Raw genomic sequence first — 15088 nt, 5'->3', positions numbered from 1 at the left:
CGCCGGAGCCATGTCCAGATCACGGAGCCCGTCGTTGTCCATCTCGTCCTCTTCTGCGTCCCGGCTCGTCGTCACGGCGGCCGCAACGGCCGTGCTGGGAGCAGCACTGACCGCGTGCGGCTCCGGCGCCGCGGCGAACTCGGAACCCACCGGGGATCCGCAGCCCGGCGGCACCCTGCGGTACGGACTGTCGCAGGCACCCACCTGCGCGGATCCTGCCCAGGCCGGCACGAACCAGACCATCTACGTCGCCCGGCAGGTCGTCGACTCGCTCACCGACCAGGATCCCGAAACCGGTGAGATCGTGCCGTGGCTGGCCGAGAGCTGGGAATCGAACGGCGACGGCACACAGTTCACCTTCCGCCTCAAGGAAGGCGTCACGTTCAGCGACGGCACCCCGCTCACCGCGGAATCGGTGAAGAAGAACTTCGACGCGATCGTGAACACCCTCGGCGGGGTCAAGGCACCGCAGGCCGTCGGCTATCTTTCCGGGTACACCGGCACCACGGTCGTCGACGACCGCACCGCACAGGTGACCTTCTCGGCGCCGAACGCGCCGTTCCTGCAGGCCACGGCCAGCCATCAGCTCGGTCTGCTCTCGGAGGCGGACACCGCAAAGAGCGCCGAGGAGCGCTGCGCGGGAGAGCTTTCCGGCACCGGGCCGTTCGTGTACGAGGACTACCAGCAGGACAAGTCCGCGACGCTCGTCAAGCGGGCCGGCTACTCGTGGGGGTCCGAGGCGTTCGGGCACGACGGTGAGGCCTACCTCGACCGCATCGAATTCACCGTCGTGCCCGAATCCGGGGTCCGCACCGGCTCGCTCGCCTCCGGGCAGCTCGACGCGATCTCCGATGCGCTCCCGCAGGACGCCCCGCAGATCGAAGGTGCCGGTGGCCGCATCCTCACCACACCGAACCCGGGCATTCCGTTCGGATTCCAGCCCAACGTCAGTCGCGGTGTCCTCGCCGATCCGGCCGTCCGGAGCGCAGTGATTCCGGCGATCAACCGGCAGGAACTCGTCGACACCGTCCTCGGTCCCGACTTCCGCCCCGCCACCAGCACCCTCGCGTCCGCGACCCCCGCTTACGTCGAGCTCGCCGACGTCACCTACGACCCGCAGAAGGCCGAGAAGATCCTCGACGACGCGGGCTGGGTGCCCGGCCCCGACGGGATCCGCGTCAAAGACGGGCAACGCCTGAGCTTCCCGGTGCTCTTCAGCTCCGTGTTCGCGGGCAACCAGGCCATTCTCGAACTGGTGCAGCAGCAGCTGCGCGCCGTGGGCATCGACCTGCAGCTCGACCTCGTCTCCACTCCGGAGACCACCGCCCGTCAGAACGCCGGCGACTACGAGGCGTCCTACTACAACAGCACCCGCGCCGACGGCGACATCCTGCGCACCGCCTTCGGGCTGCAAGGCCGCAACATCAACCAGCGTGGCCCGATCCCCGCGCTCGACGACGTGCTGAACCGTCAGCTGTCCACGACGGATCCGGCTGCTCGTGCCGAACTCATCGCGCAGGCGCAGCAGCTCGTGCTCGACAACGGCCTGTGGATCCCCACCGTCGAACTGTCGCAGGCGATCGGCGCCGGACCGAACGTGGCAGATCTGAAGTTCGAGGCCTCCGCCCGGCTGCAGTTCTTCGACACCTGGCTGAGCGAGTAGATCATGGTGCGCTACCTCGGGTTTCGCGTGCTCCAGGCGGTCGGTGTGCTGTGGGCTGCGTTCACGGTGTCGTTCGCGGTGCTCTACCTGCTGCCGTCCGATCCGGTGAGCATCGCGGCCGGTGCCGACGCCGGCACCCCCGTCGACGCCGCGGCGATCGAACAGCTCCAGGCGCGGTACGGTCTCGACCAGCCGGTCGCGGTGCAGTACTGGAACGCGCTGAGTCACGCGGTCCGAGGTGACTTCGGCATCTCCATCTCCACCGGGCAGCAGGTGACCGACGCGATCGCCGCCGCCCTGCCGAGCACTCTCGTACTGGCCGGCACCGCGTTGGTACTGGCCCTGGTGTTCGGCACGGCGGTCGCGTTCCTCGCCACCTACACCCGTGCGGGGTGGATACGGAGCCTGCTGTTCTCGCTTCCGCCTCTCGGTGTGGCGGTGCCGACTTTCTGGGTGGGCCTGATCCTGCTGCAGTTCTTCTCGTTCCGGCTGAAGTTGTTCCCCGCCTTCGGAGATCAGGGCATCGAACACGTGATCCTTCCGGCGATCACGCTCGCGTTGCCCACCGGCGCGGTGATCGCGCAGGTGCTCGCGACGAGTCTGCAGACGACCTGGCGGCAGCCGTTCATCGAGGCGGCACGGGCGAAAGGCGCTTCGCGGCTGCGCATTCAGACCCGGCACGCGCTGAGACTGTCGAGCATCCCGGCCTTCACGATCGCCGGCGTCATCGTCGGCAATCTGCTCGCCGGATCGGTGGTCGTCGAGACGGTGTTCTCCCGCGCGGGCATCGGGCGACTCACCCAGATGTCGGTGATGGCGCAGGACATTCCCGTCGTGCAGGGCATCGTCGTGTTCTCGGCGACGGTGTTCGTGCTCGTGAACCTCGCGGTCGACCTGCTCTACCCCCTCGTCGATCCGCGTATCACCCACGGCGGCAGCCGCGGTGGCACCGCCGCCGCGGCAGAGGAAGACCCGGCCCACGGCGACACCCTCCTGGAGGTGGAGGCACGTGTCTGACACGCTGATCCTCGAGACGGTACCGGCGACCTCGCCGAAGCCGGATCCGTTCTCGCACAGAACCTTCCGTATCCCGTCCGTCGTGACCTGGCTGCGACGCAATGCTGTGGTCGCGGTCTCCGCGGTCGTGCTGCTCCTCGCCGTCGGCTTCGCCCTGTTCCCTTCGGTTTTCGCCTCCGGGGACCCGCTGCGGGGAGTGCCGGCCGAGAAGCTGCAGGGACCGAGCGTCGCGCACTGGTTCGGCACCGACAATCTCGGCCGCGACGTCTACACCCGCGTCGTGCACGGCGCCGGGCTATCGCTCACCGCGACCCTCGTCGCCGTCGGGATCGCCCTGGTGGTCGGCTCGCTCGTCGGTCTGCTCTCGGGCGCCCTCGGTGGCGTCGTCGACGCGGTTCTCATGCGCATCGTCGACGTGCTGCTGTCGATCCCGGCCCTGCTGCTGTCGCTCGCGCTGGTGACGGCGCTCGGCTTCGGCACGATGAACGTCGCGATCGCCGTCGGTGTGAGCCTCGTGGCGAACTTCGCCCGGGTCATGCGCTCGGAGGTGCTGCGCGTCCGCAAGGCCCTGTACGTCGAGGCGGCCTTCGCGTGCGGCGTCCGGTGGCACACCGTGCTCCGCCGGCACGTGCTGCGCAACTCGTACGCACCCGTCACCGCGCTCGCAGCCGTGGAATTCGGCATGGCGGTGCTCGCCGTGTCGTCGCTGAGCTTCCTCGGGTTCGGTGCCGTCCCGCCCACTCCCGAGTGGGGGTCGCTCATCTCGGAGGGACGCAACTATCTCGCTGCGGCGTGGTGGATGACGACGCTGCCGGGCCTGGTCATCGTGGCCGTCGTGCTCTCCGCACACCGCGTCGGTCACGCCATCGAGGACAGGAGCGCGCGATGACCCTGCTCGAGGTCCGCGACCTGCAGGTCGCCTACGGATCGGCCCGCGAACCGGTGGTCGCGGTGGACGGCGTCGACCTCACCGTGGCACGCGGTGAGGTGGTCGCGGTGGTCGGCGAATCCGGTTCGGGCAAGTCCACGACCGCCCAGGCGATCATCGGGTTGCTCGCCGGCACCGGACGCGTCACCGGAGGATCGGTGACCTTCGACGGCACCCGGCTGAACGACCTGTCGGAGCGGGCCTTCGAACGCATTCGCGGCGCTCGCATCGGGTTCGTTCCCCAGGACCCCACGACCTCGCTCAATCCCGTCCTCCGCGTCGGCGACCAGGTCGCCGAGGTGCTGCGCATCCACGGTCTCGCCGACCGGCGCACCGCGAGGATCGAAACACTGCGCATCCTCGAGGAGGCCGGGCTCGACGATCCGGCGTTGCGCGCGAAGCAGTACCCGCAGGAACTGTCCGGCGGGCAGCGCCAGCGCGTGCTCATCGGCATCGCCCTCGCGTGCCGCCCGGACCTGGTCATCGCCGACGAACCGACCAGCGCGCTCGACGTGACGGTGCAGCGCCGCATCCTCGACCACCTCGACGCACGGATCGCCGAGACCGGGACGGCGGTTCTGCTCATCACCCACGACTTGGGGGTCGCAGCGGACCGCGCCGACCGCATCGTCGTGATGAAGAGCGGGAGGGTCGTCGAAACCGGACCTGCCGCACAGGTACTCGACGACCCGCAGCACGAGTACACGCGCTCGCTCATCGCGGCGGCACCGAGCCTTGCGGACGCGCCGCAACGCCCCGCGCTGCGCAAGGCCGCCCCGATCCTCACGGTCTCGAACGTGTCGAAGACGTTCCGCATCGACCGGAAGTCCGCGCTGCACGCCGTGCGCGACGTCTCGTTCGAGGTGCCTCGCGGCGGCACCCTGTCGCTGGTCGGCGAGTCCGGATCCGGCAAGTCCACCGTCTCGCGGATCGCGATCCGGCTCGAGACGCCCACCTCGGGCGAGGTGCGGTTCGACGGTGACGACATCACCGGCCTCCGCGGACACGCACTGCGGGCGTTGCGCCGCCGGGTGCAGATCGTCCACCAGAACCCGTACGCGTCGCTCGATCCGAAACTGCGGATCCGCGACATCGTCGCCGAACCGCTCGACGCGTTCGGCATCGGCACACGAGCCGAGCGCGCCCAACACGTCGCACGCCTCCTCGATCAGGTGGCACTGTCGACGGCGCACCTGAACCGCAAACCCGCGGAGCTGTCGGGAGGGCAACGGCAGCGCGTCGCCATCGCCCGGGCGCTCGCGCTGCAACCCGACCTCCTCGTGCTCGACGAACCGGTCTCGGCGCTCGACGTGTCGGTCCAGGCACAGATCCTCGACCTGCTCACCGCGCTGCAGACCGAACTCGGGCTCAGCTACCTGTTCATCTCGCACGACCTCGCCGTCGTCCGGCAGATCAGCGACACCGTCGCTGTGATGCGCGCCGGCCGGGTCGTCGAATACGGCTCCACCGCAGAAATTTTCGACAACCCACAGCGCGAGTACACCCAGACGTTGCTCGAGGCCATCCCCGGGAAGGTCCATCATGTCCGATAATTCAGAGTTGTTGCTGGCCGTCGAGTTCACCGGCACCGGTATCCACCCGTCGTCGTGGCGCCGCGACGATTCGCGCGCCGAGGAATTGTTCACCGCGCGCTACTGGGCCGATCTCGTCGGCGCCGCAGATCGCGCGGGTGTGGACTTCGCGTTCTTCCCGGACACCTTCGGTGTCACCTCGGACGCGAGCACCGTGCGCGGCCGGCTCGAAGCCGTCGGGCTCGCCGCGCGTCTCACCGCGGCCACCACCCGCATCGGGCTCGTCCCCACCGCGACCGTCACCCACACCGAACCGTTCCACGTCGCCAAGGCGATCCAGACCGTCGACCACACCACGCTCGGTCGCGCGGGCTGGGAGGTCGCGGTGACGCCGGGCGCCGGGCCGGTCGCGTTGTTCGGCCGCAAGGACGAGCAGGACACCGCGTCGCTGTGGGCCGAAGCCGCCGAGGCCGCCGAGGTCGCGGCGCGACTGTGGGACAGCTGGGAGGACGACGCCGAGATCCGCGACGTCGCCACCGGCCGCTTCATCGACCGGGACAAGGTTCACTACATCGATTTCGTCGGCGAGTACTTCTCCGTCAAGGGATCGTCCATCGTACCGAGGTCGCCGCAGGGGCAACCGTTGGTCGCGGTGACGGTCACCGGCGACGAATCGTTCGAATTCGCCGCGAAGCGAGCAGATCTCGTGCGCATCCGGGCAACGGATGCCGAGGCTGCGGCCGATCTCACCACCCGTATCCGGGCCGCTGCGGGGGACCGTCCGGTCCTCGTCCTGCTCGACGTCGACCTGCTGCTCGCCGCCACCGACGCCGACGCGGCCGCCGACCTCGCGCAACTCGAGGCGTGGGCCGGAGCGCCGTACGTCTCCGACACGATCGTCCACGTGGGCACCGCCGCCGGAGCCGTCGAGCTCCTGGGAGACATCCGGGGCGTGAACGGGGTGACGCTGCGACCGCTCGCTCTGCCGTCGACCCTGCCGCGGCTCGTCGAGAACGTCCTGCCCGTCATTCGTCCCGTGGTCGCGCCCGCAACCGGAACCCTCCGCGACCGGCTCGGTCTGCCCCGTCCCGCCAATCGTTTCGCTTCCGCTCACTGAAGGATCGATCACCTTGTCACGCAATATCGTTCGCAAGCAGATCCACCTCGCCGCCCACTTCCCGGGGGTCAACAACACCACCGTGTGGGCAGACCCGGCCTCGAAGAGCCAGATCGACTTCGAGTCGTTCGTGCACCTCGCGCGCACCGCCGAGCGCGGCAAGTTCGACTTCTTCTTCCTCGCCGAGGGATTGCGGTTGCGCGAACACCGCGGCCGCATCCACGACCTCGACGTCGTCGGCCGGCCCGACACGCTCACCGTGCTCGAGGCGCTCGCCGGCGCCACCACCCACCTCGGGCTGGCCGGCACGATCAACACCACCTTCAACGAACCGTACGAGCTGGCGAAGCAGTTCGCGACGCTCGACCACCTGTCCGACGGCCGCGCCGCGTGGAACCTGGTCACGTCGTCGGATGCGTTCACCGGCGAGAACTTCCGTCGCGGCGGCTTCCTCGACCATTCCCAGCGCTACGTCCGCGCGGCCGAAGTGGTCGACGTGGTGCGGGAACTGTGGGACGGCTGGTCCGAACGTGGGCCCGTGATCGACCGTGAGGCCGGAATCTTCGCCGCCGACAACGACATCGCGCCGTTCGACATCCACACCACCCAGTTCGACATCGCGGGGCGCTTCGAGGTGCCGCGCAGCCCCCAGGGGCATCCGGTCTTCCTGCAGGCCGGCGACTCCGACGAGGGACGCGAGTTCGGGGCCGCGAAGGCCGATGCGATCTTCAGCCGCCACGGCACCCTCGAGGAGGGGCGGGCGTTCTACACCGATGTCAAGAGCCGCCTCGCGAAATACGGCCGCAGTCACGACGACCTGAAGATCCTGCCCGCCGCGGCGTTCGTCCTCGGTGACAGCGCCGAGGACGCGGAAGAACGGGCCCGGCACATCCGGCTGCAGCAGGTCGGCCCGCAGACCGCGATCGCGTTCCTCGAGCAGGTATGGGGCCGCGACCTCTCGAACTACGACCCGGACGGGCCCCTGCCCGACGTCGACCCCGAGGACAACGTGACCATCACTCGCGGCCGCGTCCGCCACGCGAAGGATCCGCGCGCGGTTGCCGAGGCGTGGCGCGCGAAGGCCGAGGCCGAGAACCTCAGCATCCGCGAACTCATCATCGAGGTCACCGCGCGTCAGCAGTTCGTCGGCACCGCCGAACAGGTTGCCACCGAGATCGACCACTACGTGCAGACCGACGCGAGCGACGGTTTCATCCTGGTGCCGCACCTGACCCCCGGCGGCCTCGACGAGTTCGTCGACACCGTCGTGCCGCTGCTGCAGGAACGCGGCAGTTTCCGCACCGAGTACGACGGCACCACCCTGCGCAGCCACCTGGGCCTGCGCCACCCGCACGAGACGAACGAAGGAGTCCGAGCATCGTGACCACAACACTCGACCACACCCGATTCCTCGAGGACTGGAAGCAGTGGCACGCCGCCCGCAACGACGCGCTGCGGCAACCGCTGGGCTGGCTCAGCCTCACCGCGCTGCACTGGCTCGACGAGACCCCCACCGAATTCGACGAAGCCCCGGGGATCTGGCATACCGCCGGTGACACGGTCGTGCACGTGCACGGTGACACGGTCGTGCACGTGCACGGTGACGAGACCGGTACCTACGAACCGGTCGAGGGTGCGCCCGGGCTCGAGGTGGAGTTCGACGGCGGTTACGTCGAGATCATCCGCCGCACCGGTCGTTTCGGGATCCGTATCCACGACCGGAATGCTCCCGCGGTCGCCGCCTTCACGGAAGTACCGGTGTACGAGCCGGATACGAAGTGGGTTCTCAACGGCCGTTTCGAAGCGTTCGACGAGTCGCGCACCGTGACCACCGGCGCCGTCGTCGACGGTCTCGAACATCATCACAGCGCAGCCGGGCTCGTCCGGTTCGACCACGACGGCAGCGAGCACACGCTCGTCGCGTTCGGCGAGGTCGGCGGGCCATTGCGGGTGTTGTTCACCGACGCGACCAGCGGGGTCACCACCTACCCGGCGGCACGCGCGCTCGACCTCGGTGTCCCGGACGAGAACAACACCGTCACACTCGATTTCACGCGGGCGGCGAATCTGCCCTGCGCGTTCACCGACGCCGCGACCTGCCCGATCGCGCCGGCCGAGAACCGGCTCCCGTTCGCCGTCGAGGCGGGCGAACGCAATCCCCGCACATCGCAGAATCCGGAGTGACCATGGCTGTGACGAATCCGGTTCCGCTGTCCGTGCTGGACCTGTCGCCGGTCAGCGAGGGAGCGACCGTGCCGCAGGCACTGCGCAACACGGTCGATCTCGCGCGGAAGGCCGAGGCGTGGGGTTACCGGCGCTACTGGGTCGCCGAGCACCACTTCGTCGCGGTGGCCTCGTCGTCCCCGGCGGTGCTGATCGGCGCGGTCGCCGCGGCCACGAGCACCATCCGGGTCGGGGCGGCGGCGGTGCAGCTCGGCCACAACACCGCCGCGGGTGTCGTCGAAGCATTCGGCACGCTCGACGCGTTCCATCCGGGGCGGATCGATCTCGGTCTCGGCCGTTCGGGCCAGCGGCGCGCGGAAGCGTTGAAGGCTGCCGCATCCGGTGTCGAGCCCCCGGCGCCGCGCGCCACCGAGATCCGGAACGGCCTGGTGATCCCGCCGCCGTTCCCGACCGGCCGGATCCTCGCCTCGCCGCGTCTCGCGGCCTCGTTCGCGGCGCTCCAGCAGCCCGGCGCGCAGTCGCCGGACTTCGACGAGCAGGTCGCCGACATCCTCGCGTTGCTCGACGGCACGTACCGCACCGCCGACGGAATCGAGCTGCACGCTCATCCGGGGGAGAACGCCGACGTCGAGGTGTGGGTGTTCGGGTCGAGTGCGGGCCCGTCCGCCGCCCTCGCGGGTCGGCTCGGACTGCCGTTCGGGGCGAACTATCACGTCGCACCGTCCAGCACGGTCGAGGCGGTCGAGGCATACCGGGCGGCGTTCCGTCCGTCGAAGTACCTGGCAGAGCCGTATGTGGTGGTCTCGGCGGACGCCGTCGTCGCCGACGACGACGCGACCGCCCGCGAGCTCGCGTCGACGTACGGGCACTGGGCCCACAGCATCCGCTCGGGTCGGGGCGCCGTGCCCTACCCGGACCCGGCGACCGCGGAACCTCTCACCGCCGAGGAACGGGAACTCGTCGACGATCGTCTCGTCACCCAGTTCGTGGGTTCCCCGGGCACCGTCGCCGAACGGCTCGACACGTTGCGCCGGGTCACCGGCGCCGACGAACTCGTCGTCACGTCGGTGACACACCGGCACGAGGACCGGTTGCGGTCCTACGAACTGCTCGCACGGGAATGGGGGCTTGCGGGGCTGCGCGCCGCCTGACCGTGTCCGGGCCGAATGTCACGGCGGTTCGGATAGGCTGAACCGCTGTGACATTCGGCGACGCGGACCGCGACGACAACGGCGAGATCCCGGAATGGGCGCGCGCTCTCGGGCTCGAGCCGCATCCCGAGGGCGGCTGGTACCGGGAGACCTGGCGCAGCGACCTCGAGCTGCCCGCCACGGCCCTGCCCGGCTATCCCGCGTCCCGCAGCGCCGGAACCGCGATCCTGTTCCTGCTCGTGCCCGGGCAGCAGTCCGCGTGGCACACGGTGCGCGGTGCCGAGCTGTGGCTGTACCACCGGGGGAGTCCCGTGCTGCTCGAGATCGCGGAACCGGGACCGGAACCCGGTGAGATCACCGAATATCTCGTCGGTCCCGACTTCGCCGAAGGCCACCGGCCGCAGGTCGTGGTGCCGCCCGGCCACTGGCAGCGAGCCCGGCCGGCGGGAAGCGAACCGAGCCTGGTCGGGTGCGTCGTCGTGCCCGGATTCGACTTCGACGACTTCACTCTGGCCGGCAGCTGAACCGGCACGTGCATTTCGCCGGATTCGGGTCTTTGATGTGGGTATGAGTGTCGACAGGAGTGCGGATCCGCTGCGCTTGGCCGCGGGAGCCGCGACGGTGCTGGCCGGTGCGGTCGGGAGCGCGATGGGCGTGAGCATGGACCTCGCCCGCCGGTTGCCCGGCGTCGCGTCGGCCATCGACGGCCTCGAGGCGCGCGGCGACGCTGCCCTGCGCGCGGCGGATGCCGCCGTGGACCGCGTCCTGCGCGTCGTCGTGCGGAAGGTCGTACAGGCGGCGTTGCTCGAAGTGGACATCACCGCCGTCGTCCGCGACCACGTCGACCTCGACGCGATCGCCGAGGGCATCGACGTGGGCCGCATCGTCGACCGGGTCGACATCGACGGGATCGCAGAGCGGATCGACATCGACCGGATCCTCGACCGGGTGGACATCGACGGTGTCGCTGCGCGCGTGGACGTCGAGAAGATCATCGCCCGGGTCGACATCGACGGGATCGCCGCGCGCCTGGATCTGACGCCGATCCTGGACCGGGTGGACATCGACGCGATCGCGGCGCGGGTCGACGTGGACGCGATCATCCGGCGTGTGGACCTGATCGGTCTGGCCGGCACCGTCATCGAGGGCGTCGATCTGCCCGAGATCATCCGGGAATCCACCGGGACGATGTCCACCGAGGCCGTGCAGGGGGTGCGGACCCAGGGCATGCGTGCCGACGACGCGGTCTCCGGATTCGTCGGCCGCATGTTCGGGAGGCACCCCGAGCACCACGAGCACGAGGGGCAGGGGTGAGCGAGCATCGGCCCGCGGGCATCGTCACGCGGGGTCTCGCGGCGCTCCTGGATCTCGGCGTCGTGCTCGCGGGTATGGGCGGCCTGTACCTGTCCTGGGCGCTGATGCGGTTGCTGTTCTCGCCGCAGCAGTTCTCGTTCCCGGACGTGCAGGTCGTCATGTCGATCACGACCTGCAGCGCACTGTCGGTGCTGTACCTGGCGGCGTGCTGGGCGACGACCGGTCGCACCGTCGGCTCGGTCGTGATGGGCCTTCGGGTCGTCGGGCGCAACCGGCAGCTCATGGGCTGGCTCCGCGCGCTGATTCGGGCCGGGTTCTGCGTAGTGTTCCCGGTCGGGCTGATCGTGGTCGCCGTCGATCGGCGACGACGGTCGCTGCAGGACATCGTGCTGCGGACCACGGTCGTCTACGACTGGCAGCCCGATCCTCACCTCGCCGAGCCGCACGGCGGACAGTGAAAACTCCGCCGGAACACCGTTCCGGTCATACTCGAAGCAGATTGAGATCGAAGACATACAGGAGAACTCGGTGGCACAGGGCTTGAAGTTGGGATACAAGGCGTCCGCGGAGCAGTTCGGTCCCCGGGAACTGGTGGAGCTGGCGGTGCTGGCCGAGGAACACGGCATGGATTCGGCGACAGTGTCCGACCACTTCCAGCCGTGGCGGCACAACGGTGGGCACGCTCCCTTCTCGCTGTCGTGGATGACCGCGGTCGGCGAGCGCACGAAGCGCCTGCAGCTCGGCACTTCGGTGCTGACCCCCACCTTCCGGTACAACCCGGCCGTCATCGCGCAGGCGTTCGCGACGATGGGCTGCCTCTATCCGGGCCGCGTCATGCTCGGCGTCGGCACCGGTGAGGCCCTCAACGAGATCGCCACCGGCTACCAGGGCGAGTGGCCGGAGTTCAAGGAGCGGTTCGCCCGGCTGCGCGAATCGGTGCGGCTGATGCGCGCGCTGTGGACCGGCGACCGCGTCGACTTCGACGGCGAGTACTACACCACGAAGGGTGCCTCGATCTACGACGTGCCCGAAGGGGGCATCCCGGTGTACATCGCCGCGGGTGGGCCGGTGGTCGCCCGGTACGCGGGCCGCGCCGGTGACGGCTTCATCTGCACCTCCGGCAAGGGCATGGAGCTCTACAACGACAAGTTGCTTCCGGCGGTCGCCGAGGGCGCCGAGAAGGCCGAACGGGACGTCGCCGCGATCGACAAGATGATCGAGATCAAGATCTCTTACGACACCGATCCGGACGCGGCGCTCGAGAACACCCGGTTCTGGGCTCCGTTGTCGCTCACCCCGGAGCAGAAGCACTCGATCGAGGATCCCATCGAGATGGAAGCGGCCGCGGACGCGCTCCCCATCGAACAGGTCGCCAAGCGGTGGATCGTGGCGTCGGATCCCGACGAGGCGGTCGAGAAGGTCAAGGCGTACATCGACGCCGGACTGAACCACCTCGTGTTCCACGCGCCGGGTCACGACCAGAAGCGTTTCCTCGAGCTGTTCGAACGGGATCTGGCGCCGCGCCTCCGCGCGCTCGCCTGATACCGCGATCTTGCAGTGCGGGGTGTCTCACACGCGGAGTCGCCCCGCACCGCATTATGGTGGCTCCCATGAGTGCCGCTGCGGGATCCGTGTCGAGCATCTACATCGCGTCTCCCGAAGGCGACACCGGGAAATCCACGGTGGCGCTCGGCATCCTGCAGATGCTGTGCGCCTCCGCCGCCCGCGTGGGTGTGTTCCGGCCCATCGCACGCTCGGACGCCGACCGTGACTACATTCTCGAGCTGCTCCTCGAACGCATCACCGTCGACCTCGACTACGACGACTGCGTCGGTGTCACCTACGACGAGGTGCACGCGGACCCCGATGCGGCCCTGAGCGAGATCGTGTCCCGATACCACGCGGTCGCCGACCGGTGCGACGCCGTCGTGGTCGTCGGCAGCGACTACACCGAGATCGCGAATCCCACCGAACTGTCGTACAACGCGCGGATCGCGGCGAACCTCGACGCGCCGGTCCTGCTCGCGCTGCGCGGGTCGCGCCGAACCCCCGCCGAGATCGCGCAGCTCGCCGCGGTCTCGTCCGCCGAACTCGCCGCTCACCATGCCCATCTGACCGGGATCGTCGTCAATCGCTGCAACCCGGACGAACTCGACGCCGTCGCCGCGCGGTTCGCCGGGCATCCCGTGCCGGTATGGACGCTGCCGGAGGTCCCGATCCTGGTGGCGCCGACGATGGCCGAACTGCAGGCCGTCCTGCACGGCGACCTCTACAGCGGCGATCCCGAACTGCTGCACCGCGAAGCGCTGCGAGTCGTGGTGGGCGACATGACCGCCGAGCACATCCTCGAACGTCTCACCGAAGGAGCGGCGGTCGTCGTGTCCGCCGACCGTTCGGACGCCCTGCTGGCCCTCGTCAATGCCGATGCTGCAGAAGGGTTCCCGTCACTGGCGGGCATCATCCTCAACGGCGGGCTGCGGCCCCATCCCGCGATCGCGCAGCTCGTCACAGGTCTCGAACCCACACTGCCCATCCTCACCACCGATCTCGGCACGTTCGATACCGCCTCCGCCGCGGACCGGACCCGCGGGCGCATGGTGCACGGTGCGCAGCGCAAGATCGACACCGCGGTCGCGTTGATGGAACAGCACGTCGACGCACCGACGCTCCTGGGCCGGCTGAGTCTTCCGCGCCCGACGGTGACGACCCCGCAGATGTTCGAATACCAGCTCATCGACCGGGCCCGCGCGCAACGCCGGCACATCGTGCTGCCCGAGGGCGACGACGACCGCATCCTCCGCGCCGCCGGCCGGGTTCTGCAACGCGGCATCGCCGACATCACGCTGCTCGGTGACGAACCGCAGATCCGCCGGCGCGCCGCCGCACTCGGCATCGACCTCGGGAAGGCGGAGACGATCGACCCGCGGACCTCCGAGCTCGCCGAGCGTTTCGCCGCCGAATACGCCCGGCTGCGTGCGCACAAGGGCATGAATCTCGATCGCGCCCGCGAGATCATGCGTGACATATCCTATTTCGGCACCATGATGGTCCACCTGGGGATCGCGGACGGCATGGTGTCGGGGGCGGCGCACACCACCGCGCACACCATCCGCCCGTCCTTCGAGATCATCCGCACCCGGCCCGGCGTCTCCACCGTGTCGAGCGTCTTCCTGATGTGCCTGGCGGATCGCGTTCTCGTATACGGCGACTGCGCGGTCGTGCCCGACCCGTCCGCCGAGCAGCTCGCCGACATCGCGATCTCCTCCGCGGAGACCGCGGCCCGTTTCGGCATCGAGCCGCGGGTCGCGATGCTGTCGTACTCGACGGGCGACTCCGGGATCGGCGCCGACGTCGACAAGGTGCGCAGTGCCACCGCGCTGGTGCGGCAGCGACGGCCGGATCTGCCGGTCGAGGGCCCGATCCAGTACGACGCCGCGATCGAGCCCACGGTCGCGAGCGCGAAACTCCCCGGGTCCGAAGTGGCCGGTCGCGCAACGGTATTCATCTTCCCCGATCTGAACACCGGCAACAACACGTACAAGGCGGTGCAGCGCAGCGCCGGCGCGGTGGCCGTCGGACCGGTGCTCCAGGGCCTGAACAAGCCGGTCAACGACCTCTCCCGAGGCGCGCTGGTCCAGGACATCGTCAACACGGTGGCGATCACCGCGATCCAGGCACAGGAGGACTGATCCATGACTGCCACCAACGGAGTGACCGCCGGAACCGTGCTGGTGCTGAACTGCGGTTCGTCGTCGATCAAGTTCCAGCTGATCCACCCGGAGACGGGGGAGTCGGTGGTGCACGGGCTGATCGAGCGGATCGGTGAGCCGGAGGGGCGGATCGTCTTCCGCCACGCCACCGGAACCGAAGAGAAGATCGGACCCATCGCCGATCACCGCACGGGACTTCGCATCGTGCTGGACATGGTCGAAGGGCTCGGACGGTCGCTGCACGAGGCCGGCATCATCGCGGTGGGACACCGGCTCGTGCACGGCGGCGGGCTCTTCTACGAGCCGACGCTCATCGACGACGCGGTGGTGCGCGCGGTCGACGACCTGTCCAGCCTTGCGCCCCTGCACAACCCGGCCAACGTCGTCGGCATGGAAGTCGCCCGCGCGGTGCTGCCCGACATCCCGCACGTCGGTGTGTTCGACACCGCGTTCTTCCACGACCTGCCGGCCG

13 protein-coding genes and 1 pseudogene are annotated in these 15088 nt (G+C 69.3%); all 14 read left to right on the top strand.

The annotated features are described in order from the left end of the window. The first annotated feature begins 34 nt into the window (after nt 1-34). Nucleotides 35-1663 (top strand): ABC transporter substrate-binding protein, encoded by a 1629-nt coding sequence (locus tag I0Q12_RS01745; RefSeq protein WP_197250353.1) that lies wholly within the window; start codon nt 35-37, stop codon nt 1661-1663. Nucleotides 1664-1666: 3 nt separating this feature from the next. Further along, a complete protein-coding gene (locus I0Q12_RS01740) occupies nt 1667-2680 on the top strand; it encodes an ABC transporter permease (protein WP_197250313.1) in 1014 nt (337 codons plus the stop codon). Next, nucleotides 2673-3569: an ABC transporter permease gene (locus tag I0Q12_RS01735; protein ID WP_197250312.1), complete on the top strand. Its 897-nt coding sequence runs from the start codon at nt 2673-2675 to the stop codon at nt 3567-3569. The genes I0Q12_RS01740 and I0Q12_RS01735 overlap by 8 nt, the downstream gene beginning before the upstream one ends. Then, nucleotides 3566-5161: an ABC transporter ATP-binding protein gene (locus I0Q12_RS01730; RefSeq protein ID WP_197250311.1), complete on the top strand. Its 1596-nt coding sequence runs from the start codon at nt 3566-3568 to the stop codon at nt 5159-5161. Before I0Q12_RS01735 ends, I0Q12_RS01730 begins: the two co-directional genes overlap by 4 nt. Further along, a complete protein-coding gene (locus I0Q12_RS01725) occupies nt 5151-6257 on the top strand; it encodes an LLM class flavin-dependent oxidoreductase (protein ID WP_197250310.1) in 1107 nt (368 codons plus the stop codon). The genes I0Q12_RS01730 and I0Q12_RS01725 overlap by 11 nt, the downstream gene beginning before the upstream one ends. Before the next feature lie 13 nt (nt 6258-6270). Then, nucleotides 6271-7641, top strand: a complete 1371-nt coding sequence (locus I0Q12_RS01720; RefSeq protein ID WP_197250309.1) for an NtaA/DmoA family FMN-dependent monooxygenase — start codon at nt 6271-6273, stop codon at nt 7639-7641. Continuing rightward, the gene (locus I0Q12_RS01715) at nt 7638-8441 is read left to right on the top strand and encodes a DUF1684 domain-containing protein (protein WP_197250308.1); all 804 of its coding nucleotides are present in this window, start codon (nt 7638-7640) and stop codon (nt 8439-8441) included. The genes I0Q12_RS01720 and I0Q12_RS01715 overlap by 4 nt, the downstream gene beginning before the upstream one ends. A gap of 2 nt (nt 8442-8443) precedes the next feature. Beyond that, nucleotides 8444-9592 (top strand): LLM class flavin-dependent oxidoreductase, encoded by a 1149-nt coding sequence (locus I0Q12_RS01710; protein ID WP_197250307.1) that lies wholly within the window; start codon nt 8444-8446, stop codon nt 9590-9592. Between the two features lie 47 nt (nt 9593-9639). Continuing rightward, nucleotides 9640-10116, top strand: a complete 477-nt coding sequence (locus I0Q12_RS01705; protein ID WP_197250306.1) for a cupin domain-containing protein — start codon at nt 9640-9642, stop codon at nt 10114-10116. 43 nt (nt 10117-10159) lie between these two features. Further along, entirely contained in the window at nt 10160-10906 is a 747-nt protein-coding gene (locus tag I0Q12_RS01700) for a hypothetical protein (RefSeq protein WP_197250305.1), read from the top strand. After that, entirely contained in the window at nt 10903-11364 is a 462-nt protein-coding gene (locus I0Q12_RS01695) for an RDD family protein (protein WP_197250304.1), read from the top strand. The genes I0Q12_RS01700 and I0Q12_RS01695 overlap by 4 nt, the downstream gene beginning before the upstream one ends. Before the next feature lie 70 nt (nt 11365-11434). Next, a complete protein-coding gene (gene fgd / locus I0Q12_RS01690; protein ID WP_197250303.1) occupies nt 11435-12448 on the top strand; it encodes a glucose-6-phosphate dehydrogenase (coenzyme-F420) in 1014 nt (337 codons plus the stop codon). A 68-nt stretch (nt 12449-12516) separates the two neighbouring features. Further along, nucleotides 12517-14595 carry a phosphate acetyltransferase gene (gene pta, locus I0Q12_RS01685; protein ID WP_197250302.1) on the top strand — a complete coding sequence of 693 codons (2079 nt, stop codon included), beginning with the start codon at nt 12517-12519 and terminating at the stop codon, nt 14593-14595. Nucleotides 14596-14598: 3 nt separating this feature from the next. Continuing rightward, a pseudogene (locus tag I0Q12_RS31685) lies at nt 14599-15088 on the top strand (acetate kinase); the annotation flags it as partial.

Origin of the sequence: Rhodococcus sp. CX, from assembly GCF_015865005.1 — a bacterium.
Taxonomy (GTDB): domain Bacteria; phylum Actinomycetota; class Actinomycetes; order Mycobacteriales; family Mycobacteriaceae; genus Rhodococcus.
The sequence above is the reverse complement of the archived record's forward strand: the minus strand, read 5'-3'. Positions and strand labels throughout refer to the sequence as shown.

Bases quoted from the DNA above. Each gene is read 5' to 3' on its own strand.
- I0Q12_RS01740 (WP_197250313.1), top strand. From the start codon at position 1,667: ATGGTGCGCTACCTCGGGTTTCGCGTGCTCCAGGCGGTCGGTGTGCTG.
- I0Q12_RS01730 (WP_197250311.1), top strand. From the start codon at position 3,566: ATGACCCTGCTCGAGGTCCGCGACCTGCAGGTCGCCTACGGATCGGCC.
- I0Q12_RS01725 (WP_197250310.1), top strand. From the start codon at position 5,151: ATGTCCGATAATTCAGAGTTGTTGCTGGCCGTCGAGTTCACCGGCACC.
- I0Q12_RS01710 (WP_197250307.1), top strand. From the start codon at position 8,444: ATGGCTGTGACGAATCCGGTTCCGCTGTCCGTGCTGGACCTGTCGCCG.
- I0Q12_RS01700 (WP_197250305.1), top strand. From the start codon at position 10,160: ATGAGTGTCGACAGGAGTGCGGATCCGCTGCGCTTGGCCGCGGGAGCC.
- pta (WP_197250302.1), top strand. From the start codon at position 12,517: ATGAGTGCCGCTGCGGGATCCGTGTCGAGCATCTACATCGCGTCTCCC.